29 protein-coding genes, 1 tRNA gene and 1 pseudogene are annotated in these 18,082 nt (G+C 56.4%); 8 read left to right on the forward strand and 23 right to left on the reverse strand.

From position 1 onward, the window contains the following. The first annotated feature begins 5 nt into the window (after positions 1–5). From HK22_RS03075 to HK22_RS03095, 5 genes are all read left to right on the forward strand, one after another. On the forward strand, positions 6–404 hold the full coding sequence (locus tag HK22_RS03075; protein ID WP_143412372.1) for an Arc family DNA-binding protein: 399 nt from the start codon (positions 6–8) through the stop codon (positions 402–404). Positions 405–498: 94 nt separating this feature from the next. After that, positions 499–1,422 (forward strand): hypothetical protein, encoded by a 924-nt coding sequence (locus HK22_RS14915; protein WP_143412373.1) that lies wholly within the window; start codon positions 499–501, stop codon positions 1,420–1,422. 131 nt (positions 1,423–1,553) lie between these two features. Continuing rightward, a complete protein-coding gene (locus HK22_RS03085; RefSeq protein WP_086648313.1) occupies positions 1,554–1,784 on the forward strand; it encodes a type II toxin-antitoxin system HicA family toxin in 231 nt (76 codons plus the stop codon). Continuing rightward, positions 1,781–2,113 carry a type II toxin-antitoxin system HicB family antitoxin gene (locus HK22_RS03090; RefSeq protein WP_086648314.1) on the forward strand — a complete coding sequence of 111 codons (333 nt, stop codon included), beginning with the start codon at positions 1,781–1,783 and terminating at the stop codon, positions 2,111–2,113. Before HK22_RS03085 ends, HK22_RS03090 begins: the two co-directional genes overlap by 4 nt. Further along, complete coding sequence (locus tag HK22_RS03095) at positions 2,113–2,313, forward strand: hypothetical protein (protein WP_086648315.1); 201 nt, start codon at positions 2,113–2,115, stop codon at positions 2,311–2,313. Before HK22_RS03090 ends, HK22_RS03095 begins: the two co-directional genes overlap by 1 nt. 287 nt (positions 2,314–2,600) lie before the next feature. On the opposite strand, the gene HK22_RS14920 is transcribed toward HK22_RS03095, so the two are convergent. The 15 genes and pseudogenes from HK22_RS14920 to HK22_RS14930 form a co-directional block, all read right to left on the reverse strand. Continuing rightward, positions 2,601–2,801, reverse strand: a complete 201-nt coding sequence (locus HK22_RS14920; RefSeq protein WP_143412374.1) for a hypothetical protein — start codon at positions 2,799–2,801, stop codon at positions 2,601–2,603. Positions 2,802–2,813: 12 nt separating this feature from the next. Next, entirely contained in the window at positions 2,814–2,948 is a 135-nt protein-coding gene (locus tag HK22_RS15425) for a hypothetical protein (RefSeq protein ID WP_255376030.1), read from the reverse strand. Beyond that, on the reverse strand, positions 2,945–3,073 hold the full coding sequence (locus tag HK22_RS15430; protein ID WP_255376031.1) for a hypothetical protein: 129 nt from the start codon (positions 3,071–3,073) through the stop codon (positions 2,945–2,947). The genes HK22_RS15425 and HK22_RS15430 overlap by 4 nt, the downstream gene beginning before the upstream one ends. Positions 3,074–3,076: 3 nt before the next feature. Then, entirely contained in the window at positions 3,077–3,385 is a 309-nt protein-coding gene (locus tag HK22_RS03100) for a phage tail assembly chaperone (RefSeq protein ID WP_369827200.1), read from the reverse strand. A gap of 9 nt (positions 3,386–3,394) precedes the next feature. Further along, positions 3,395–3,829: a phage tail fiber protein gene (locus HK22_RS03105; protein ID WP_086648317.1), complete on the reverse strand. Its 435-nt coding sequence runs from the start codon at positions 3,827–3,829 to the stop codon at positions 3,395–3,397. Then, positions 3,829–3,996: a DUF3383 family protein gene (locus HK22_RS15565; protein ID WP_408872054.1), complete on the reverse strand. Its 168-nt coding sequence runs from the start codon at positions 3,994–3,996 to the stop codon at positions 3,829–3,831. The genes HK22_RS03105 and HK22_RS15565 overlap by 1 nt, the downstream gene beginning before the upstream one ends. Continuing rightward, the gene (locus HK22_RS03110; RefSeq protein WP_086648318.1) at positions 3,923–4,978 is read right to left on the reverse strand and encodes a DUF3383 family protein; all 1,056 of its coding nucleotides are present in this window, start codon (positions 4,976–4,978) and stop codon (positions 3,923–3,925) included. Before HK22_RS03110 ends, HK22_RS15565 begins: the two co-directional genes overlap by 74 nt. A gap of 6 nt (positions 4,979–4,984) precedes the next feature. Then, positions 4,985–5,308: pseudogene (locus tag HK22_RS03115) on the reverse strand (LIC_12616 family protein); the annotation flags it as partial. A gap of 18 nt (positions 5,309–5,326) precedes the next feature. Next, entirely contained in the window at positions 5,327–5,548 is a 222-nt protein-coding gene (locus HK22_RS14925; RefSeq protein WP_143412376.1) for a hypothetical protein, read from the reverse strand. Beyond that, positions 5,500–5,739: a hypothetical protein gene (locus HK22_RS03120; protein ID WP_086648320.1), complete on the reverse strand. Its 240-nt coding sequence runs from the start codon at positions 5,737–5,739 to the stop codon at positions 5,500–5,502. The genes HK22_RS14925 and HK22_RS03120 overlap by 49 nt, the downstream gene beginning before the upstream one ends. Positions 5,740–5,868: 129 nt before the next feature. Beyond that, positions 5,869–6,474, reverse strand: a complete 606-nt coding sequence (locus tag HK22_RS03125; RefSeq protein WP_198945470.1) for a hypothetical protein — start codon at positions 6,472–6,474, stop codon at positions 5,869–5,871. A 152-nt stretch (positions 6,475–6,626) separates the two neighbouring features. After that, positions 6,627–7,769, reverse strand: a complete 1,143-nt coding sequence (locus HK22_RS03130; RefSeq protein ID WP_086648321.1) for a DUF2213 domain-containing protein — start codon at positions 7,767–7,769, stop codon at positions 6,627–6,629. Positions 7,770–7,771: 2 nt separating this feature from the next. Beyond that, positions 7,772–8,116, reverse strand: a complete 345-nt coding sequence (locus HK22_RS03135; RefSeq protein WP_143412377.1) for a hypothetical protein — start codon at positions 8,114–8,116, stop codon at positions 7,772–7,774. A 60-nt stretch (positions 8,117–8,176) separates the two neighbouring features. Further along, positions 8,177–8,797 (reverse strand): hypothetical protein, encoded by a 621-nt coding sequence (locus tag HK22_RS03140; protein WP_086648322.1) that lies wholly within the window; start codon positions 8,795–8,797, stop codon positions 8,177–8,179. A gap of 123 nt (positions 8,798–8,920) precedes the next feature. Further along, entirely contained in the window at positions 8,921–9,133 is a 213-nt protein-coding gene (locus tag HK22_RS14930; protein WP_143412378.1) for a DUF3551 domain-containing protein, read from the reverse strand. A 304-nt stretch (positions 9,134–9,437) separates the two neighbouring features. On the opposite strand from HK22_RS14930, the gene HK22_RS03145 reads away from it, so the two are divergent. Next, a complete protein-coding gene (locus tag HK22_RS03145; RefSeq protein WP_086648323.1) occupies positions 9,438–9,863 on the forward strand; it encodes a hypothetical protein in 426 nt (141 codons plus the stop codon). A gap of 262 nt (positions 9,864–10,125) precedes the next feature. Here the strand turns inward: HK22_RS03145 and HK22_RS03155 are convergent, their stop codons facing one another. The 8 genes from HK22_RS03155 to HK22_RS03190 all read right to left on the reverse strand — a co-directional run bounded on the left by HK22_RS03155 (position 10,126) and on the right by HK22_RS03190 (position 14,010). After that, on the reverse strand, positions 10,126–10,293 hold the full coding sequence (locus HK22_RS03155) for a DUF2256 domain-containing protein (protein ID WP_086648325.1): 168 nt from the start codon (positions 10,291–10,293) through the stop codon (positions 10,126–10,128). Next, positions 10,293–10,691, reverse strand: a complete 399-nt coding sequence (locus tag HK22_RS03160) for a VOC family protein (RefSeq protein WP_198945471.1) — start codon at positions 10,689–10,691, stop codon at positions 10,293–10,295. Before HK22_RS03160 ends, HK22_RS03155 begins: the two co-directional genes overlap by 1 nt. Positions 10,692–10,775: 84 nt before the next feature. After that, on the reverse strand, positions 10,776–11,426 hold the full coding sequence (locus HK22_RS03165) for a hypothetical protein (protein ID WP_143412379.1): 651 nt from the start codon (positions 11,424–11,426) through the stop codon (positions 10,776–10,778). 84 nt (positions 11,427–11,510) lie between these two features. Next, positions 11,511–12,029, reverse strand: coding sequence for an integrase arm-type DNA-binding domain-containing protein (locus HK22_RS03170; RefSeq protein WP_158093534.1), 519 nt, complete (start codon positions 12,027–12,029; stop codon positions 11,511–11,513). 158 nt (positions 12,030–12,187) lie between these two features. After that, positions 12,188–12,278 (reverse strand) — tRNA-Ser (locus HK22_RS03175). 18 nt (positions 12,279–12,296) lie between these two features. After that, complete coding sequence (locus HK22_RS03180; RefSeq protein WP_086648328.1) at positions 12,297–12,953, reverse strand: phosphoribosylanthranilate isomerase; 657 nt, start codon at positions 12,951–12,953, stop codon at positions 12,297–12,299. After that, entirely contained in the window at positions 12,950–13,660 is a 711-nt protein-coding gene (gene pyrF / locus HK22_RS03185; RefSeq protein WP_086648329.1) for an orotidine-5'-phosphate decarboxylase, read from the reverse strand. Before pyrF ends, HK22_RS03180 begins: the two co-directional genes overlap by 4 nt. A gap of 8 nt (positions 13,661–13,668) precedes the next feature. After that, positions 13,669–14,010 (reverse strand): LapA family protein, encoded by a 342-nt coding sequence (locus HK22_RS03190; RefSeq protein WP_086648330.1) that lies wholly within the window; start codon positions 14,008–14,010, stop codon positions 13,669–13,671. A 369-nt stretch (positions 14,011–14,379) separates the two neighbouring features. On the opposite strand from HK22_RS03190, the gene HK22_RS03200 reads away from it, so the two are divergent. Together HK22_RS03200 and HK22_RS03205 are read left to right on the forward strand one after the other, a co-directional pair. Beyond that, the gene (locus HK22_RS03200; protein WP_062031901.1) at positions 14,380–14,901 is read left to right on the forward strand and encodes a protein-export chaperone SecB; all 522 of its coding nucleotides are present in this window, start codon (positions 14,380–14,382) and stop codon (positions 14,899–14,901) included. 48 nt (positions 14,902–14,949) lie between these two features. Continuing rightward, positions 14,950–18,042 carry a glycosyltransferase gene (locus HK22_RS03205; protein ID WP_086648331.1) on the forward strand — a complete coding sequence of 1,031 codons (3,093 nt, stop codon included), beginning with the start codon at positions 14,950–14,952 and terminating at the stop codon, positions 18,040–18,042. The last annotated feature ends 40 nt before the right edge of the window (positions 18,043–18,082 follow it).

Here is an 18,082-nt window from a genome sequence, read left to right on the forward strand (position 1 = left end):
AGCTTATGACCGATTCACCCACCCGCTCGATTACAGTTCGTCTCGATGCTGACCTCCTTCAGGCGATTAGAGAGATCGCCGCTAAAAAAGGGCAGTCTATGAACGCTGAAATTGCCCAGCGGCTGGCAGAGAGTGTAGCTGATGATGAGCCTGATGATGCAAAATGGCTCTTGAAAAAATCCAAGGTCAGTCAAGAAGAGCAATCCGAACGGTCGAGAATTGGTGAATTGCGCTCACGTTTGGGGAAAATGGAGTGGGAAAGATCAACGCTACTTCTTGAGTTGGGAGGAGCAACCAAATTTGCACAAGGGCTCATTATTAAAAGGTTGGCCGAATTAGAGGATGCTTTAGACAGAAATTCGGAAAAATTACGTTCAATAGATCCTACCTATACAGGCAGATGATCCGCCGCCTGATCCAGAAGGGGCTGAAAGCAGTGAAGGATTGACGCGACTCTTTTTGAACCCGCACCTTTTCAAAAATGAGGGGGCGTAAGAGATGAAGTGGCCAAGGTTTTTCAAGAAAGAAAATAAAGGCGTTTTTCAAGTAACTATATCGTACTCAGATATAAAAAATGCCCCCGATTATCTCGCCATATCACCGGATGGTCGGTGGAAAATAGATATAATTCATAATGATGCTTCATCAAATTATATCTTATTTCACGATAATAAGCGCGCTTTTTCCTACCCGCAGGATACTTTTGGTCTTCGTTTCCACAAAATTGCCTTATCTAATTCTGGAAATTTTTGTTTTGTCTACACTAATTGGACCAATGAAAATAAGACGTGCGATACGTCGACGCTATATCTTGTGTCTGCCGGCCAGGTGCGTCGCTTAACTCTTTCAGGTTTTTTCAGTTCCTGCGCCATTTCAGACGATGGAAAAGTGGGCGCCATCAAAGGCTCGACTGTTGACCATAAGCGTGAAGTTGCTTTGTTCTCTATAGAGTGTGGGGAGCAGATAGCATTCTTCATGACTGACGACTACAAGTTGAATGATATTCAAAAAATAATCCCCGAACAAAAGAAAATAATCTTGTCAGATCAAGAGTTAGGCTACTTCTCTTTTTCATTTTCTGGTGAGATCGACAACGGAAAATCTTATATTGATGCTGAGCTACATAAAGGAAATCTCTATATTGTTTGTGGTCGTGTCGATAAAATTCTAAAATTTAAGCCAACCATCACCGATACGGCTCTTCTAGAAGAAATGCTTCTCTGCGTAGAAAGCGCTCATCCAGCACAATTCTCTGACGAGAAATGCAACAAAAAGTCAGCCTTAAGTGCCAAGATTGCAATTTTCGAAAGATTGAAGCGTCCAACCGACGCCTACCAATGTGCATCTGAGCTTGCTGGGCTTTTCCCGACCGCTGCAAATCAGAAGAAAGTAGCTTCACTTAAAAGGCGCCTTACCCCCTAAACCTATGATTCACCTTCCCAAGTTTGACCAGACTCCGCCCTTCCATGAATTGGTACCATTTAATGGTTGCACTAGGTGCCAGTTTCCGGTACTAAACTTCACATGAAAGCCAAGCACCGCCGCGCCGCACTCTGGAACTGATCTTCAAGCGCCCCGTATCTGGCAATGTCGCATGGGACGATATTGAGGCCCTGTTCGTGTCGCTCGGTGCGGAAATCTCGGAGCGGGAAGGCTCCCGCGTCGGTGTGTTCCTGTTCGGCGAGGTCCGGGTTTTTCACCGGCCGCACCCGAAACCGAACACCGACAAGGGAGCCGTTGCCTCTGTTCGGAAATGGCTTGAAGAGAATGGAGTGAAGCCATGAACAACACCATGACCATCGGCGGCCATCGGGCCGTCATTCAGTTCGATCCGGATCTCGGCATGTTCAGGGGCGAGTTTCTTGGGCTGAACGGTGGTGCGGATTTCTATGCAGACAGCGTGGAGCGTCTGGTCCGGGAAGGCGAGACTTCACTGCGGGTGTTTCTGGAGATGTGTGCAGAGAAGGGGATCGATCCTGTGAAGCACTATTCCGGCAAGTTTCAGGTCCGCATATCCGAGGACATCCACGCGCGCGCTGTGACGGCTGCCGCTGCCAAGGGCGTCAGCCTGAATCAGTTTGTGCAGGATGCTATCGTTGAGGCGGCGGTTTGATGCCTGAAGAGGATCGGCAGAAGCGCACGATTGCGGAACGCTTTTCTGTAGATGAAGCGCCCGAAACGATCGCCTCCGATCCGGACAGCCCTGAACTAACTGAGGCTGATTTTGCTGTGATGCGACCTTTCGCTGAGGTCTTTCCTAAATTGGCGGAGCGGATGAAGAAGGGCGTAATTCGTTTGCCCCGGAAGGTTTGACCGGACTCCGGGACAGATGCTGTGCTTGTGCCATCTAGAAAGGAGAGATTTCGTGAGCAACACATTTACTCTCCATTTGAAGACCGGAAAGATCGAAGGCAAAAGTTCGGTTCAAGCGACCTACGAGTATAAATGCGAGTGCGGTCAAAATCTAACAGCGACGCTTGAATGGCCAGAAGGACTGACCGTAAATGGCGCAGTCAATATACCCGGGGCAAAGTGTCCGCAGTGTCACCAACCTGGGAGGCTTCCAGCAGGAAGATATCATTTGGAGGGATACACACTCGTCAGGGAAGACGATCTGCCAGAGACCCCGCCATCGAACAATCTCCATTGATATGCAATTCGTTTGTAGAACAGCCTCCGAAGGATAAGGCTTTTATCTCGGCAGGGGGCTCGGGCTTATTTCTGGCGCTGTAAGGTATCCCGTTTGCTTTGAACGGGATACCGAGCAGACGCCCGACTACATGCATAATCTTGAGTTTCATGGCAGATTTTCCTTAGCCATTATACCGCCAAACCATGGCGGTTTCGTCCATCAACAGCATATCCTCGCTATCATAGACCGTCTGAAGCTCATGGAGCGTGGCTTGGCCTGATCCGAGCACGCGCCCCATGATGGCGGACATATTCACGCAGCGGGCGGGTTTTCGGGACTTGTCTGTGGGAACAGGGCCGCCGCGAGCGGGGAAATCTGGAGCGCGGCGGCCTTGAAGAAACCCACATGCAGCTTGAACGCCTCCGTGCGGAGATCGCTCAAGGTCTACGGATCATCAATATCCAGATCCAGAATACGCGCTGGCATGCCTCCCGGCCGCTGGATCTGGACGCAGTCCAGAAGCGCCTGAAAGGCTGCATCGCAGTCGTCATTGTCCATGAAGCCGAACATCTGCATGGCGACGCCGCCCATGCCCACAATCCCCGCTTCCATCGCGGTGTCGGGGATCTTGGCCCCGGCCTTAATTAGAGCTTTGATGGTGTGCCGAGCCCACTTGTCGGCGGCAAAGGCAGGCATGCGGGTGATCGTGAAGCGCTTGCCCAGATCAGCCCCGGAGGCGGGGGTCCACTCAATGACTCTTTATCAGATACCTGCCGGGAAAACATCTTCCCACGTAATCGAGAACGCACGGTCTTCAAGCACGCCGCCGCCGTTTGGCGCAACGCTGCCAGTCCCGAGGCCGCCGTTGATAAAGGTGTACTTTCGTCCCAGGCTCGGCAGCGTCAGCTCTGTCCCGAGGGTATAAATCTGCCGTCCCTTGCGCTGCCCTGTGATGAGAGCCTCAAAATAGGGCAGGCTGGAAGACCCGGCGGAGAAATTGAGCGATTGGGTGACCGGCCGGGGCACGAAGCCTTTATTCAGCTTGCCGTCAATCGACATACGGAACTCAGCCATCTCGACCGCCTCGGTTTCCCAAGCACGGTCTGTCGCCCAGTTCTCGAGCACCAGCGGAGCATTCCATAGAGCCGTGACGGTGAGAACAAAAATTCCGTCAGCCGAAGTGATAATTCCGGACATTACTGCACCTCAACGGAAGCAAGGTTGATGGACTGCACGGACTGGCCGTCGGTGTACCAGAACTTACAGGGGGGCGACGTTCGGGCCACACGATCAGCAGCAGGCGCGGTCGAGGCATTGGGCTGGAAGTACCACCCGCGCGTCTGAAGCGTGCTGGCGATTGGCAGGCAGGCCGGCCGCGTTGTTGACCTCCTGAGCCTCGGCAACCGTGAGCGTCACGCCTGCGCGGATTGCGCCGAAGGCAATCGCTTGGTTGATCGTATCCTGCCCGGCGGCGGAGATCAGGGCGTCTCCCTGCGTGTTGTACGGGATGTTGCCCGCCGAAAGCAGGAGCGTGAGCATGTCAGACTGGAAGGACGCATTCATCCAGATCTGGTTGATATAGCTGTCAGCCCACTTGAACTGACCCGACACCATGCCACCGCGCAGGAAGGTAAACCGGCCCAGTCCGTTGGCGTGCATGCCATAGAAGGAGTAGCCGTTGGCTGCCAGAGTGCTGGCCGTTGCGCCGTCTGTGACGGAAGCTGTGACGCCGGAGAACTGGCAGCCCAACAGGTTCTTTCGCCCGTTCGTCGCGTCAAAGGCCAGCGAGGCCATCCAGCCAAGCGCCCCGGCCGCCACGAGCGGGTCCTTGTAGAAAACGCTGGTACCGTCGAGGTTCTGCGATGCCAGCCAAACGCCAAACGCCCCAGTGCTGTTTTGCGTAGTCGCCTGCGCGTCCGTATCCCACGCGGCATACCAGAAGCGGTCTTTCTGCTCACTGACCCATGTGGCGATCGCCTGCTTATCAGCCAGGACGGGTTCGAATGCCGTCGTGAAACCCGCGAAATCCTGAGACGTGCTGATCAGGGCATTCATATAATCCGGGAAGGCGGTTCCCGCCGTGTACCCAGAGAAATACAGCGTGCTGGGCGTCTCGGTGGCACCGACGTAGCCAGAAAAATAGACTGCGGCCATCTGGGCTTCCGTGAAAGTCGCACCAAAAGCCTTGGCAACGTCAGACGCCAGCGAGTAGGATACGACGCTTTCAGCCGGAACCACTGCGGTGTTCTCGGTGATGATCAGGCCGTTGATGAACGCCACACCACCAGCCGCAGTCAGCGCGCTCGGGGTGACGGAAACCACTTGTGAAATGGGGATGCCAGCCACTGGCTGTTACTCCTGCGTAGGGGGAAGGTCGGCCGCGTAGGTCGTGACCGTGATTTTGTCGGCGAACTGCTGGGGGATGGTGCGCTGGTAGTTGACCTGCATTTTCAGATCGACGGACCAGGCGTCCTCGTACTGAGCCTCACCGTTCACGAAACCAAGCTGGCGCGGCTCTGCGGCGGAGAGGGGCGACAGGATCGGCGCATAGGCCTGGAACCAGTCCGTCGTGTAGAAATCGCGCCAGAGACCGCAGACCTGCTTGAGAGCATCACCGGCGCCCGTGCCGAATGCGCTGACCTGCACCGTGACCTCACGCAATTCCGTGACGACACGAGAAACGTCCGTGTAGGATTAGCCGTTCGTAGCCAGCAGACGCGTGGTGATGAGCTGCATCACGCAGTACGGGCCAACCGGGGAGGGCGTTCTGTTCTGCTGGCCCTGCTTTATCCGGAAAGGCGAGGGGAGCACCGTCTTCAGATACTCACCCAGAGCCTGATAGAGCGCGCTGTCCGTGGGGGTGAATGTTATTCCGGAGCTGGCGAAGTCTGGCGCGTCACCGCAAGTTTCGACCATTGGCCGTATCCCCATTCTTCAAGAACATGAGTCACGAGCCAGTCCGACCCGTAGAAGTGCAGAATATCGCCACCCGTTTTCAGGGCCCTGTTCAGCCCCTTGATGCCGCCCTTCAGATAGACGGCACGCATGTCGGAGGACTGGTTGATGTTCTGCAGGTGCTGGAGGTCGGATGCGCTGAGAGCCTGCACCTTGGGATTTCCAGAGTGCTCGGCGTCACGCTGAAATCGGCGTTGACCGTCTCGGCGTCTGAGACCTTGAGAATGGCCTGAATGGGCGGATTGACCGCGTTCGTAACCGAGTGAGAGATCCCGAAAACGTTAATCACTGACCACCTCGTATCCGACGCTGTTCAGCATGTGTCCGGTATCGATCAAGGGCTTGTCGAAGCCCTTTGAACGAATTGTCGAAGGGGCATTGGGAGGATCGCCGAGGTTCCGAATTTCTTCCTGAACCTGACCGACAATAGCTTCCGCCGCTATATCGAGAGCCTTGTCCAGATCGCCCTTTGCCTGCTTGAGAGCGGCGGCAAGGAGAGCGGGCCACTGGTCTCGGTTATTGGCGATGGCGTTGCGCATGAATGGGCGAGCCGGGATGGTGGTTGTATGGGCCGGAACGGTATGCGTCGTTTCAAAATTGGACGATTTGGCTTTGACGAATTTCCCATTTTTGCGAAAGGACCCATCAGCAGCGACTGAGCGATAGATCTTCTGCTCGCGCTCGGGGACATCAATCTGGCCGCCAAACTCATTCTGATAAGCAATGGCGGCTACTGGCAAGCCATCGGCATATGCAGCTCCAGGGGCAAGCCCGCTTTTATCCCGATCCGCCGATTTTCCCTTGGAATACGTCGCGCCTTCCAGAAAACCAATATTCATCTGCATCTGTGCGCCACGCCTCAGCACCCGTTTCAGCAGCCGGGCCATCCAGTTCTTCTGCACGCCCTGAAGCGATGCCGCCCGGAAAGCCCTTGCCCCAAGTGTAATTGATCTTGGTAGGGAAACCCATCGGGGCCGCTCCTTACGCTTTGCGGCGAGCAGAGGCGCCCGCCAGAGGGGAAACAGTGTCGATGGCGCTGTCAGCCGCGAGACGGGCTGGACGCTCGGGACGCTTGGCATTGATTGCCATGCTGACGAGGGCGGGCAGGGCGCTTTCGTGAACGCTGGCTGCGTCCTGTCCGATCTGCTTGAGGGCGTAGCGATAGATGTCGCCCGCCCGCGCTGTCCATGCCGACGACATCACCGACGAGGGGGCGGACGGCCTCTCGGGCGTCCTGCGCCTGCTTGTTGCGGCGACGTTCCTTAGAGACGGCGTCTTCAATCAGGCGAGAGACGGAAGCGGCATCCATGCCCTTCTTGTCGTCTTTCTTCTCGTCCTTTTTGTCATCATCTTCATCGGCCGCCTGATCGTCGTCCGTGTCGTCCTCATCGCAGGCCTTGGCGTCTTCCGCCTTCTTGCCATCCTTGTCGTCGTCGGACTCGTCCTCGGCCTTCTTCTTGTCGTCGTCGGTTTTATCCTCGTCCATGCACTTCTTGATGTCCTCCTCGGACGCATCCATGGCGAGACGGCCGGACTTGAGAGCGGCTGCAACCTTCGCCGCAGCAGACATGGGCTTGTGGGCAGCCATGCTCGTTTCCTTCATGATGTTGGGGGACGCGCTGTCGCCGATGATGGCGGTCTTCACGCGGGGTTCTTCCACCAGGGCAAGGTGGTTGAAGCGGATATTGACCATCTTCAGCGTGTAGCGCTGACCGTTGATCTCACCGGTCTCAGGGACGGTCTCGTAGGCGTATCCAGCCGACACGCACCGCTTGGAACCGTCCTGAATCCGCTTGATGGCGTCTCCGTCCCAGATCGCCAGTTCCCCGATGAGGTCGGGCGCCTGAAACGTGGCGTTATTGACCGATCCAACCGTGATCTCGCGCAGATGATCGTCCGCACTGACTGGCTGGTGGATCTCGATCAGGGGCTTGCCGTTGATGCTCGATGCGGCTTCCCGCAAGGCATCGGCGTACTGTGACGATAAGGTTTCGTCATTCCTGATCCATCGCCTGATCGTATCCCACGCAGGCATGTCGGCCATCGCCGCAATATCGCGGATTGTCTGTCCTTCTTCGATCAAACAGAGGACGCGGTCCCAAAGCACTTGCGTGAAAATGGAGGGCCGCCCGGTGGGGCGTGGAGCAGGTGCCGGAATGACTTCCGCCTTCTTCCTCGCCATAACTACCTCACCAGATATTTCGGGCACCCGGCCTCAACGCGACGTGCGTCCAGTTCCCGCCCGATCGCGCGTTGAACGCGGGACACAAGGGCAGGGGATAAAACCCCGTCTCTCGTCAGCTTGTGCGCATTATGAAACACGAAAGGCTTGCACCGGATCAGCGCGCCATCAACCAGACCGAGATGCAGCGTGTCAGGAAACTCAATCAGGATATCAGCGCGATGCCTGACCGTCCTTGTCGGAAGAACGGGACACAAAGCCGCGCTGCCTGATTGTATTCCTGCAATCACATGGAGCAATCCGCGCCACCTCACCACATCACCGGCTGTGATGGTGGGTGAGGGCATGGCGGATTGTCCAGAATGTCTTGCGCTACAGGCGCAATTCTTGAGTGTTGCCCAACCGTATCAGGCGCTGGGTCCAAGTAAAAGCGCTTTGTTTCGCTCGATCCTGTCGCTGATTTCTTTGCGGACGCCTGCGTAAGCTCCGCAAAGCTGCTCCAGGATCAGCGCGCACTGGCCGGACACAATTCGCCGCCCATGCGCTGATTTGTCAGGCACCAACGCCTCAGCCATCGCCGAGAATGACAGTTCCTTCGCCAGCATCATTTCCAGCCGAACGTGAGCGCAAAATCCAAGCCGATCGCGGATCATGCCAATTCGTTCAGCAGCGTTCCCGCGGGAAATGACGAACGTGTGGACGTCGCCCTTCACGTAATCGGAAGGCAGCACATCACTCAAAATATCCAGATATCCGTGATTTGCGAACACATAATCGCAGATCCACCATTTTGCGGCGGTGACTGCATCGCCGTTGATGTCTCCCGCCATGTGCAGGGCGCTCACGGTATTCAGCTTGATCCGCTTCTTGCCCTGCCACTCATAATCCTCCTTCGCCATCCGTTCCGGCGTCGGTGAATTGTCCTCCGCTCGGGCTGTAATGAATGCCGTTTTTCGGACCGTCTTCGGTGTCGAAAACTGGCGGATCGTCTCGCCGAGTCCGGCGCGGGATTTCAGGGCTGCTGGCATGAGTGGATGTTAGTACAGGCGTAGGTAGCTGTACAAGGAGGTGTTTGGGCTAGAAGTCCTAAAATAGAAAAACCGCTTCTAAAGAGCGGTTTCCATACTGGATGCTTGATCAATACCCTGCATTCAAGGCGGGTTAGTGCCGGTTTTCCAGCATTCGAGAACGATGCCTGACGCTGTAACAGCACAGGTCTGCCCGTTGGGGTAATTGATATTCACTTGAGGGGCAATTTGCTGCAAACTCAACACCGAAGATTTCTGGGTGTGTGCGGAAGCAGAGAACATTGCAGATGCGACCATGACCAATCCTGCAGAAGCAGCAAGTAGTGTCTTTGCCATCTAAAACCTCCATTGCGCCCAACTTCATTTAGTGGGCCAGTAGAGGATAGCTAACTGAATTTTTGATTGTCTATAATAATTTTGGATACGAATCGATATTCATATTTTATGGGTCAGGCTGGTGAGCCGTTTGGTGTCGAGCGCCGAAACGAAAGGCTCGGCGAGGAACTTTGTAAATTAGACCGGAACCGCCCTTCGGGGCGGTTTTTTATGAAAGATTTTCACAAAACGAAACCAGCAATACATATGACCGCTTATTGTAGGCAATTGTCGCCATTACGTCCTGATCATGGATGGTCCGATTATGAAAAAAGCACTTTTAGCATCTCTCTTCTGCGTTACAGCTCTCTCTGCATGTGAATCTCCTCAACAGATGGTGACCCAAAAGGAAGACCATCTCGCTGCAGCTGGGTTTGTATTGAAACCCGCCTCGACCCCACAGCGAATTGCCATGCTCAATAAGCTGCCTGCACATCACTTTGTCCGCCGTATTCATGGCGACACAGTGAGCTATGTTTACGCCGATCCAACGGTATGCGGCTGCCTATACATCGGCGATCAGGCCGCTTACGGACGTTATCAAGCCTATCGGCAAGAGCAGAATATCGCTGACGAACAGCAGATGACCGCACAGGATTATCAGGACGCCCAGTGGAACTGGGGTGAATGGGGCCCCTGGGGCGGCGGCTTCGGCCCAGGCTACGGATTTGGTCCAGGTTGGGGCTGGTAAGACCCCGTCACGTTATCGCCGTGAGGCCGTACATTTCTCTTGAAGCCGCTGCATGGCATCTGGCGGCATCGGTGCGGTCATCATAGCCCGGTAGTTCATACAGGCCGCCGTTTCATGCTTCGGAGGTTTATGCGACTGACAATTGCACCCAGCGAGAAATACTGCAGTTAGGGATGCGAAAATGATGCGCATTAAGCTCTCCTAATTTTAGTAGCACTTGGTTGAGCGCAAGATCGTCCGTAGAGTTTGAAATCAACGGATTTTATGACTTTGGAGCGCCTTTACACGCCTCAGAACAATATCGGACCTGATTCCAGTCCTTTGCCCACTTCTTGCGCCAGGTGAATGGCCGGTCGCAGACAGGGCAGACCTTCGAGGGAAGGTCCTGCTTGGCCGGTTTGGGAGCGATCTTGCCTTTGCCGCGCGACATTACGCCGCGTACAGCTCCAAAGGCAGATCGTCCGGATCTGAGAAAAATGTAAACAGGCGCCCGGTGTAAGGGTCTGTGCGTACAGGCTCACACTCGACGCCATGCTTGGCCAAGCGCTGCACCGTGGCTCTGACATCTTTTACGCAAAACGCCAGATGCCGCAGCCCACAGGCTTCCGGTCTTGACGTTCGAACCGGCGCATCCGGAAAAGAGAATAACTCGAGCTGAGAATTGCCCACGCGAAGGTCGCACTTCCAAGAGTCACGCTCGGCGCGAAAGTTTTCAGCGATGATGGCGCAGCCCAGCACATCGACATAAAAATGCCGGGAGCGCTGATAATCGGATGCTATGATGGCGACGTGATGGACGCCTATGATATCGTCTGCAGCCTGCTCCATCTCATTTGCTTCCCTGAATTTGATCTCCACTGACGATAGCATCCGACAATGGCTGAGATCTACGATAGCGTCCCTGCAAGGCGGTCATGGGTTCATCCCTTCGCCCGTTGCTGCCTGCAATTCCCGGATCACGGCGTCGGCCAGCGCACCAGCCCGAGCCATCTCCTGTGCATCAGGCCGCTTGCGCTCCGGCTCACGCGGCTTCTCGGCCATAGCGAGGATCTCCCGCAGGCCAGTGACCTCGGATCGGATCTGCTCAGCGAAAGGCCGGAGATGCGCGTAGAGTTCGCCCGGTGCTGGCCAGCGAGAGCCGACGGGGTAGCCGTTGCGGTCCGGCTGCCGGGTCCATGCGATCCGGGTTTCTGGCGTCCATGCTCCGACCGGGATGTCCGAGCAAACCTCGGCGAAAATCGCGGCCTGAGCTGATCGCGCTTCCGGGGCGGGGGCATTGGTGACGAACTGCGCAAGGCGGCCAAGCCAGGTCTTCACGCCAAGCAGCAGGCACGGAAGAGCAGCCACTTCGGCTGCTGCGAGTTGCTGGCGAACGGACGCGACCCGATCGGGGGTCAGGTCAGTGCGCCAAAGATACCCTTCGCGCTTGGCCTCGATCAGGGCCCGTATGTCGCCGCTTGCCGGGGTGTATTCCGCGTCGGGGCGCTTCGAAGCAATGGCGGATGTGCGGTGACCGATCTGGTTCATGATCAAAATCCTTCCAGCATTTCGCCTTCGAGCCATGCGGCCTTGTTTCGGGTGCGTTCGGCGTCTCGGGGCGATCGACCGCTGTGCTGCGCAACGGCGGCTTCGATCCAAGCCGCTGGCTCAGCCGGTCGCAGATCGGCGGCTTCGAGGATGATCCGGTTCCCCAGCCTGTTTCTTCTCGATGGAATGAACAACGTCCAGAGCGATCGGGGCCGTGATGGCGTCGAGGGCCAGGCTACCGATCTTCGGAAAGGCAAAGCGCTCCAGTGTGCCCTGAACTTCGGACCGATGCTGAGGCGTCCACTGCTTGCCGTGCGCTGCTATCCAAGCAAGAGCCACCGTGCGGAACTGATTGTCTGTCCGTACAGCCTCAGCGCGTTTCTGCTGCCGGGTGAGGGAAGGGTCCTGCCCGTTGCGTAACTCTTCACGGGCACTCTCCCGCGCGCGCCTGGCATTGATAAGGCTTGCCTCGGGATAGGCTCCGAAGGACAAGGCCTTCTCTTTGCCCCCGAAGCAATATTTCAGGCGCCAGAGCTTCGTCCCGTTCGGCTTCACCAGCAGATAGAGACCTTGCGAATCACTGAGCTTATACGGCGATTCTTTCGGTGTGGCCTTGCGCACTGCGACGTCTGTCAGCACCGATACTCCCAGCTCTCAAACGATACCCCCACTGATACCCCCATTCGCATTGTGGTTCATGGTTTGTTCTGGTCATTAATGGACACAAACCAGATGGAGGAAAAGGGCAGATTTGGCTGCCCTTGGTCAATAACGGTCACTAATGGTGGGGGTATCGCTGGCGGAGAGAGTGGGATTCGAACCCACGGTACGCTATTAACGTACACACGCTTTCCAAGCGTGCGCCTTAAGCCGCTCGGCCATCTCTCCTGTCGAGCGAGGCGGTGTTTACGAAAGGTTTGACGTCAGATCAAGTCCCTTTCGGGCATTTGCGACAAATTTTTCAATCAGTTCAGCAGATTTGCAGCCTGGGGACGATTCAACCCCTGAAGAAACGTCTACTGCCGGGGACTGACTTTCCTGAATCGCGTTCTGGACATTCCGGGGGGTCAGGCCGCCGGCGAGCATCCAGAATGAAGGAGGCGTCCAATTCTGTGTCAACGACCAGTCAAAGGTGCGGCCGAGCCCGCCCGGACGGCAATCCTGTGGCTGTTTCGGGGCTTCAATAACATATCCTGACAGTTTCGGATCTGTCGGCAGGTCAGAACGTGAGGCAATACCGCAGGCCCGCCAGACAGGACATCCGAAGCGGGACTGGATTTCGAGCGCGCGGTCAGCAGTATCGTAAATCTGAAGGATATCGAGTGGAACCGCCTGAAGAACATGTTCGATCAATCCGTCGTCTGCCTTGACGAAAAGGCCCACCCGCAGCGGACCGTTTTCCTTCGTAGATGGTACACTTTGATGCAATCGTGATGCCTGATCGGCAGTCACAATTCTGGGGGAGGTTTCGCAGAACACGAATCCGACCCAGTCCACTTTCAGACGGGTACAGAGTTCCATCGTCTGGACATCACGGATGCCACAGATCTTGATGCCCGTCATGCGCTGGCGAGGTCTGCCATGATGGCTCTGGCGGCCAGAACGGGATCGGCGGCTTTCGTGATGGGCCTGCCTACGACAATCCAGTCAGCTCCTGCTTTGGCGGCCTGAACGGGCGTCATGATCCGTTTCTGATCGTCCGCTGCGCTACCCGCAGGACGAATGCCGGGGACAACGAGGATGGGGTCATCACCCAGAGCATCGCGCAGAGGGGCTATTTCGTGTGCGGAGCAGATCAGGCCATCTGCTCCGGCCTGAATAGCCAGTTTACCGAGCCTGAGCACCTGTTCCTGAGGCGTCGCATCTACGCCGGTCTCAAGCAGACCTGCGGCATTCATGCTGGTCAGGACGGTGACCGCGAGCAGTCTGGGGCGCTGTGCCTGTTCGGGAAAGGCGGCTTCCAGAGCGTCTCTGGAACGCGAAATCATTTCCATCCCACCACTGGCATGGATGGTCGTCAGGGTCGGTTTCAATGGAGCAAGTGCGGAAAGGCCTGACGCGACCGTATGAGGAATATCGTGCAGCTTCAGGTCCAGAAACAGCCGATGTCCCTCGGACACTGCCTTTACGGCGTCCAGCCCGCAGGCATAGGTGAATTCGAGACCGAGCTTGATGGCGTCGACGTCATTTTTCAGGGTATCTGCCCAGTGCTGGGCCTGAGTGCGCGAGGCGGTATCGAGGGCTGCGATCAGTCGTGTGCGGCGTGACATGCTGGAGATCAGACCTTTGGCTCTGAAGAAACGGCAGAAGCGCCGGAAGAGGGGAGGGGGGCTGTCGGGTTCTGCAGACGGTCGAGACGCTGATGGAGCTCAACCAGCTGGCTTTCCAGTGTGCGGACATGCTGCTCGGCCCGACGCGCGCGTGAACGCTGCTGCATGTCGCCGATAAGGCCAATCAGGAAGCCGAACAGAAGCGCGATTACGCCCACTCCGAGGACCAGCGTTCCGATCGACAGATGCCAGCCAAAAGAGACCAGCCAGATGGGTTCCAGATCCGTATTGCTCAGGGCAAAGACGATCAGGACCGCAAGAAGAATAACGAGAATGAGCAATCTGAGCATGAACATGGTCCTATCGTGCTGTCTGCAGCGCAACAAGGCGTGCGGGCTGGAAGAATGTTTCCCTGTCAGCAGTCATGATGTCCTGTCGCGGCGTGCATCATGCGCCAGTGCTGACCTTGTGCAGGATGGCGATATCATTCCCAGCATATCGCAGAAGATCCATGACTGCACGAGTGAGGAAAGAAGGCCTTCCACTTTTCCGGAAACCCTGTGTTTTTCTGGAAAGAATACTCTACTCGAAAGGCGCCTCTAAAATCGCCCCGCTGGTCAAAACTGAAACATCGTGACAGAGTGCCGGGTGCCACATTTCATTGCATTTCAGTGCAATACGGAATGAAGCAGGTGATGACCGCATGAGGATGCAAGCCAATGGATCAGACATACACCGATACCGTGACGGGCAGTCCGGCTAGCCTTGATGTATCGGATTCCCTGCCTTCTTCCTCATCCCTGATTGTTGGATCGCAGTATCTTCGCACTCTGACCATTGATGTCCAGAACACCCCGGATGTCTACCGCGACCTTCCGTCCCAGCCCCATATCGGCATGACGGTGGATGTCACGGGACGCCAGCTTGGAGATCAGCCGACATTTGAAGTCAGCCTGGTCATTCGGGCGCAGGGTTTCGAGAATGCGCCGACACAGGACGCACCTACCTCCAGAGTACTTTACGAAATCAGTCTGGCTTACGCGGGTCTGTTCGGCCTGACGGGACGCATTCCGCAGGATGCGATCGAGCCCCTGCTGCTGGTTGAGGCACCGCGTTTCCTGTTCCCTCCCGCCCGAAGCGTTCTGCTGAATACGATCCGCGAGGCTGGATTTCCCTCACCGAACATCCAGCCCATAGATTTTCATTCGCTCTGGCAGAGCCGGCGCGCCCAGCAGCGATAAAGGTGGGATAACGGCGTTCAGCGGGTGACTCCAGAGGGTTCAGCGTCAATGAAAGATCATATTCTTGAATCCCCGGCTTTTGCTGGAGACCGCCCCCCGCTCTGGGCTGCATTTGACCCAGAATGGTATCGGACGCGCTATGGACAGCGGCTGCGGCAGGAGGCCAGGGACGGAGCGGATGCGTCAGAGTTAGATCTGAGCGACGACGGGCTGGAGCGTCACTGGAAACAGTATGGTGCCAGAGCTGGATTTTCTCCCAACCGGTTCTTCGATGAAGAATGGTATCTCCGCCAGAACCCGGACGTCCGTGAAGGGATCCGTCTGGGGATTTTTGACAGCGGTTTCCTTCATTATTGCGAAAGTGGGTTTCGGAGCCGCTCTCCACACTGGCTGTTTTCTGAAGAGAACTACTTCAGCTGCAATCCGGATCTGAGTCCGCATATTCTTAAGTCACAGGGGTTCTGTAACGGTTACGATCATTACCTTGCGATAGGCGATCAGGAGCACCGCAAATCCCACGCGTTTTTTGATCCCGAAGTTTTCCGTGCCGCCAGCATGACCGAGCGGCAGCACTATGATTTCGCAATTGGGGATTTCGTCCAGTTCATCAGGTTTTCGTCTGCCGGGCGTCGACGCAGCTCATGGTATTTTGACCCGCAATGGTATCTGAGCCGTTATCCGGACGTAATCGAAGATCTGAAGAACAACCGCTACCAGAGCCCACTCCATCATTACCTGACGAATGGAAACCCGACAGCCTTCGATCCCAATCCGTGGTTCAGTGAAGCTTTCTATGCCGAACATTATCCCGATGTTGGCGAAGTTGTGACCCAAGGGAGACTCCGAAACGGTTACGAACACTTTATCCGGTTCGGAATTTCAGAAAAACGTCAGCCGCAGGCGGGGGTCGATCTCGCGGGCTTCCTGAGGCAGAGCGGAATACAGCGCCTGTTGCGCCAGCCTCATATCCCGGACATTTTTGCCCTCTGGGTCCAGTCTCAAGGGAGCCCCACGCCGGACGAAGCGCTGGAGGCATCGGAAGAACAGTACCAGTTACTTGATCTTCAGCGGGCTCAGACCCTCATTCCATCGCTGGTCCGTGCACCACTGGATTTTCAACCGGTCACGGCGCCGGACATCACAGTTATCCTGACTGTTTCAAACCAGTTTCAGGAAACACTCTCTACTCTTGCGGCACTCCATGCGAATAATGACCGCAATCTTCAGGTCATTCTGGTCGATGCCGGCTCTACGGACGAAACCGCACAGATCGAAAGATTTGTGCGCGGGGTCCACATCGTCCGCCCTCCTTACCGTACCACTCACGCTGAACAGAGGGGGCTTGGTCTTGAACTTGCCCGGGCGGAGATCGTCCTGCTGGTTTCCGCCGGTGTCCAGCCTTTCCCCGGAGCCCTGAAGATCGCGCTTGAAGCCTTTGCAGACCCACAGGTCTGGGCGGTAGGCGGACAGTCCCTGGGGCTGGATGGACGGGTCCGGGAGGCTGGAAGCGTCATCTGGAGAAATGCGGGCTTTACGCCTTTCGGGATTGGTATGCGGGCCAACGAGCCTGAAATTGCCTTCCGACGGTGGGTAGACGGTTTTACCGGCGGCCTTCTGTTCTGCCGACGGTCTGCTTTGCGGACCCATAATCACCTCACTCTGGGAGGTATCGGCCCGGAAGCGGAGATGCTGGCGATCTGTCTCTCCCTGCGACAGGCAGGTGGGAAAATCCTTTACGATCCGGATGTGATCGACAGATCGCCGCCTGAACCCGCAATCGCGGCGGACTTGCGCGCGCGCAATGAATCCTGGCTGAAACGCCGCTTTTCCGGGTTACTCTCCAGACAGCCACTGCCCGGAACCAGCCTCATGCGGGCACGCTCGGCATTTGGAACGTCAGGGATCCTGTTCCTGTGCCAGCAATTGCCTCATCCCGTATTGGGAACACCTGGTCTGCGTCATCGGGATATGATGATCGGCCTCAGCCGGCTCGGATATCGGGTAACCGTCTTTCCGCTGGACGGCACACTTCACGACGGTGTGGCAACGGCTTTGGACTTTCCGCCTGAAATTGAACTGATGGATGACTGCGACCTGTCCGAACTTCCGGGCTTTCTGCGAGACCGCGCGGACTGTTTCGATGCTGTCTGGATCGGCGGGGTGCAGACACTCCAGCAGGCAGCCCCGGTCCTGCAACAGCATTCCCGTTCATTACCAAAACTCGGAATTGTGGCGGATATTCACGCAGGCCCTGCCAGAGAGAGGCATCTGCGCAGGCGCGTCGGCGCTCTCAATGACCGCGACCTGTTTCTGGACGATCTGGAACTGGATACCGATCAGGTCTGGCTGACACAGGCTGTCGTTGTCGGAAACGAGGAAGAGAAAGCGGATCTGGAAGCCCTCGGCCTGACCAGTATACGCGTCATTGGGCACCCCCCAATTTCGTCAATGCTCTCTCCGTCCTTTGAAGAACGCTCGGGCATCCTTCTGGCCCTTCCGGTCCATACAAGCGGCGATGCAGTTCATGACGGTCTGCATTTCTTTATTCATGATGTCCTTTCAAAACTGGACCGTGACCTTCCGCCGGAGGCCACCGTTCTCCTGGCAGGGTACCGGTCCGAGCAGATCGACCTTTCAGCCTTTACAAGATATCGTCGGCTGGAAGCCTTTCCCGAAGAAGCCGATCTGACGGCGCTCTACAGATCCCGTCGTATTCTCGTGGAGCCCGCGCGCGTGCTGGCAGCCGCCCCACGGGAAGTTCTGGATGCCGCCGCTGCCGGGTTGCCTTCAGTCCTTTCGGAGAGCGTCTGCCATACACTGGGATGGGAAGACGGCCAAACATGCCTGTCAGGCGGATTTTGTGACCCCGACCGCTTCGCCAAGGCCGTCATCCGGCTGTATACGGACGTGGGTCTGTGGAATACGATAAGCCGACAGGCGCAATCCGTAATGGACGCAGATGCCGCCCATTCGAGCTTCTACGAGGATCTGAAAGACGTTCTTTCGGTCGCGGCAGGCACTACGCCCCTGATACCGTCAACCGCCCCCCTGCGTCCGCAGAAAGTCCCTGAAGTTCAGACAGCTTTTGCTCCGGCCCCGATCCGGCTACAGCCACGTCGACTAACTGCGGGCAACATCTGAAGACACGACGCTGCCGCCCGACTTCATGGAAATCTACCAG

Origin of the sequence: Gluconobacter sp. DsW_056, assembly GCF_002153595.1 — a bacterium.
GTDB lineage: Bacteria > Pseudomonadota > Alphaproteobacteria > Acetobacterales > Acetobacteraceae > Gluconobacter > Gluconobacter albidus.

Excerpts from the sequence above, each read along its gene's own strand:
- HK22_RS03075 (WP_143412372.1), top strand. The coding sequence starts at position 6 with ATGACCGATTCACCCACCCGCTCGATTACAGTTCGTCTCGATGCTGAC.
- HK22_RS14915 (WP_143412373.1), top strand. The coding sequence starts at position 499 with ATGAAGTGGCCAAGGTTTTTCAAGAAAGAAAATAAAGGCGTTTTTCAA.
- HK22_RS03090 (WP_086648314.1), top strand. The coding sequence starts at position 1,781 with ATGAACAACACCATGACCATCGGCGGCCATCGGGCCGTCATTCAGTTC.
- HK22_RS03095 (WP_086648315.1), top strand. The coding sequence starts at position 2,113 with ATGCCTGAAGAGGATCGGCAGAAGCGCACGATTGCGGAACGCTTTTCT.
- HK22_RS14920 (WP_143412374.1), bottom strand. The coding sequence starts at position 2,801 with ATGAAACTCAAGATTATGCATGTAGTCGGGCGTCTGCTCGGTATCCCG.
- HK22_RS03105 (WP_086648317.1), bottom strand. The coding sequence starts at position 3,829 with ATGTCCGGAATTATCACTTCGGCTGACGGAATTTTTGTTCTCACCGTC.
- HK22_RS14925 (WP_143412376.1), bottom strand. The coding sequence starts at position 5,548 with ATGGTCGAAACTTGCGGTGACGCGCCAGACTTCGCCAGCTCCGGAATA.
- HK22_RS03125 (WP_198945470.1), bottom strand. The coding sequence starts at position 6,474 with ATGGCCCGGCTGCTGAAACGGGTGCTGAGGCGTGGCGCACAGATGCAG.
- HK22_RS03130 (WP_086648321.1), bottom strand. The coding sequence starts at position 7,769 with ATGGCGAGGAAGAAGGCGGAAGTCATTCCGGCACCTGCTCCACGCCCC.
- HK22_RS03135 (WP_143412377.1), bottom strand. The coding sequence starts at position 8,116 with ATGCCCTCACCCACCATCACAGCCGGTGATGTGGTGAGGTGGCGCGGA.
- HK22_RS03140 (WP_086648322.1), bottom strand. The coding sequence starts at position 8,797 with ATGCCAGCAGCCCTGAAATCCCGCGCCGGACTCGGCGAGACGATCCGC.
- HK22_RS14930 (WP_143412378.1), bottom strand. The coding sequence starts at position 9,133 with ATGGCAAAGACACTACTTGCTGCTTCTGCAGGATTGGTCATGGTCGCA.
- HK22_RS03145 (WP_086648323.1), top strand. The coding sequence starts at position 9,438 with ATGAAAAAAGCACTTTTAGCATCTCTCTTCTGCGTTACAGCTCTCTCT.
- HK22_RS03155 (WP_086648325.1), bottom strand. The coding sequence starts at position 10,293 with ATGTCGCGCGGCAAAGGCAAGATCGCTCCCAAACCGGCCAAGCAGGAC.
- HK22_RS03160 (WP_198945471.1), bottom strand. The coding sequence starts at position 10,691 with ATGGAGCAGGCTGCAGACGATATCATAGGCGTCCATCACGTCGCCATC.
- HK22_RS03165 (WP_143412379.1), bottom strand. The coding sequence starts at position 11,426 with ATGGCTCGAAGGCGAAATGCTGGAAGGATTTTGATCATGAACCAGATC.
- HK22_RS03180 (WP_086648328.1), bottom strand. The coding sequence starts at position 12,953 with ATGACGGGCATCAAGATCTGTGGCATCCGTGATGTCCAGACGATGGAA.
- pyrF (WP_086648329.1), bottom strand. The coding sequence starts at position 13,660 with ATGTCACGCCGCACACGACTGATCGCAGCCCTCGATACCGCCTCGCGC.
- HK22_RS03190 (WP_086648330.1), bottom strand. The coding sequence starts at position 14,010 with ATGCTCAGATTGCTCATTCTCGTTATTCTTCTTGCGGTCCTGATCGTC.
- HK22_RS03200 (WP_062031901.1), top strand. The coding sequence starts at position 14,380 with ATGGATCAGACATACACCGATACCGTGACGGGCAGTCCGGCTAGCCTT.
- HK22_RS03205 (WP_086648331.1), top strand. The coding sequence starts at position 14,950 with ATGAAAGATCATATTCTTGAATCCCCGGCTTTTGCTGGAGACCGCCCC.